This window comes from Candidatus Propionivibrio aalborgensis (genome assembly GCF_900089945.1).
Lineage (GTDB): Bacteria > Pseudomonadota > Gammaproteobacteria > Burkholderiales > Rhodocyclaceae > Propionivibrio > Propionivibrio aalborgensis.
The window spans coordinates 1-1,654 of record NZ_FLQY01000075.1 but is presented as its reverse complement, the minus strand read 5'-3'; the positions used below and the strand labels follow the sequence as shown (position 1 = coordinate 1,654).

Here is a 1,654-nt window from a genome sequence, read left to right as displayed (position 1 = left end):
TATTCTCGGAACGCAGCGCAGCAAGCTGCTCAGGCTGGCACGCGACTCAACGCCCGTGACGATCACCCGAGCCATGACCGTTGCCGTGCTTGCCATGTCCATAGCTGTGCTTACCGTGACCGTAGCCATGATTGCCATAATTCTGGTGATGTCCGCCGTAGTACCGACCATGCCCCCCGTGAACGAAATATACCGGCTGCCGAACGATGCGTACCGGCTGGCGGTAGTACACCTGCGGCGGGTAATACGCCGGCTGTGGATAGTATGCCGGCGGCGCGTAGTACACCGGGGCTGGCGAGAATCCTGCGTAGTATTCACCCCGTCGGCTATCGCGCTCGGAGCCGATTGCTGCGCCGGTGGCAGCGCCTAATGCACCACCAACGATTGCGCCGTTGCGGCCACTAATCGAGCTACCCACGGCGGCACCCGCGCCGCCCCCCAGTAAAGCACCCCACACGGCATCATCGGCGGTTGCGCTGTGAGCCGAAAGGAGGCAGAACGCGAGTAGCACAGTAGTGCGCAGTTTCTTGTACATGAGAGATCCTTTACTTATCGTGAGAGTGATAGTCAAAGCAACGTACTGTGATCTGTATCGCTGACCCGCTTTACAAATTCTTACGAACTCGGATTTTCAGCGCTCGGCGACTCGGTGCGAACCTTGCTACGGAGTAGAATGGCCGGATGCCCGAATCACGTTTCATCCACCTCCGCCTGCACAGCGAATATTCCATCACCGATGGCATCGTTCGTCTTGACGACGCGGTAGCACGGGCGGTCTCTTATGGCATGCCGGCGCTGGCGCTCACGGATCTCGCCAACTTCTTCGGCCTGGTCAAATTCTATTCGTCGGCGCGTGGCATGGGGGTCAAGCCAGTGCTCGGCGCGGATGTGTGCATTGCCAACGCGTCAGACCCCGATCGACCCTATCGACTGCTGCTGCTTTGCCGATCGCGGCAGGGGTACCTGCAACTCTGCGAGTTGTTGACCCAGGCCTATCTGGCGCCGCGTATCCGGGGGCGTGCCGAAATCACCCACCAGATGCTTCGCGAAATCGGGGTGGATGGACTGATTGCGCTCTCTGGTGCGGGGAACGGCGATATTGGCGAAGCGCTGCTGCAAGGCAACAGGGAACAGGCAGCCAGCCGCGCTCGTGACTGGGCAGGCTTGTTTAGCGATGCCTTTTATCTTGAAGTGCAGCGCGTACATCCGCGTGGGCAGCCGCAACAGGAGTCATTGATTGCGGCGACGGTTCATCTGGCATCCGAACTGGAATTGCCGCTGGTGGCCACGCATCCGATCCAGTTCCTTGAGCGCGACGATTTCAAGGCGCACGAAGCGCGCGTCTGCATCGCCGAAGGCTACATGCTCGGCGACAAACGACGACCCAGGTTGTATACCGAGGAGCAATACTTCAAGTCCCCGGATGAAATGACAACGCTGTTTTCCGATCTGCCGGAAGCACTCGAGAATTCGGTCGAAATTGCCAAGCGCTGCAATCTTCAGATCACACTCGGCACCAACTATCTGCCGGAGTTCCCGACTCCGAAAGGCATAACACTCGACGATTTCCTGTGTCAGGAGGCCGTGCTTGGTCTTGAAAAACGCCTGCAGCAGATGTTCCCCGATGTCGCCGTGCGCGAGGCACAGCGCCCGA

Annotated in this window: 2 protein-coding genes; one reads left to right on the top strand and one right to left on the bottom strand. The window is 59.3% G+C overall.

The window, feature by feature from the left end:
* Positions 1-46: 46 nt before the first annotated feature.
* On the bottom strand, positions 47-535 hold the full coding sequence (locus PROAA_RS04870) for a glycine zipper domain-containing protein (RefSeq protein WP_186410264.1): 489 nt from the start codon (positions 533-535) through the stop codon (positions 47-49).
* Between the two features lie 146 nt (positions 536-681).
* On the opposite strand from PROAA_RS04870, the gene PROAA_RS04865 reads away from it, so the two are divergent.
* Positions 682-1,654: PHP domain-containing protein (locus PROAA_RS04865; protein WP_186410263.1), on the top strand; the 973-nt coding region annotated here is incomplete at its 3' end.

What these genes read in the sequence shown, in the direction of transcription:
- PROAA_RS04870 (WP_186410264.1), bottom strand. Translation starts at nt 535, where the DNA reads ATGTACAAGAAACTGCGCACTACTGTGCTACTCGCGTTCTGCCTCCTT.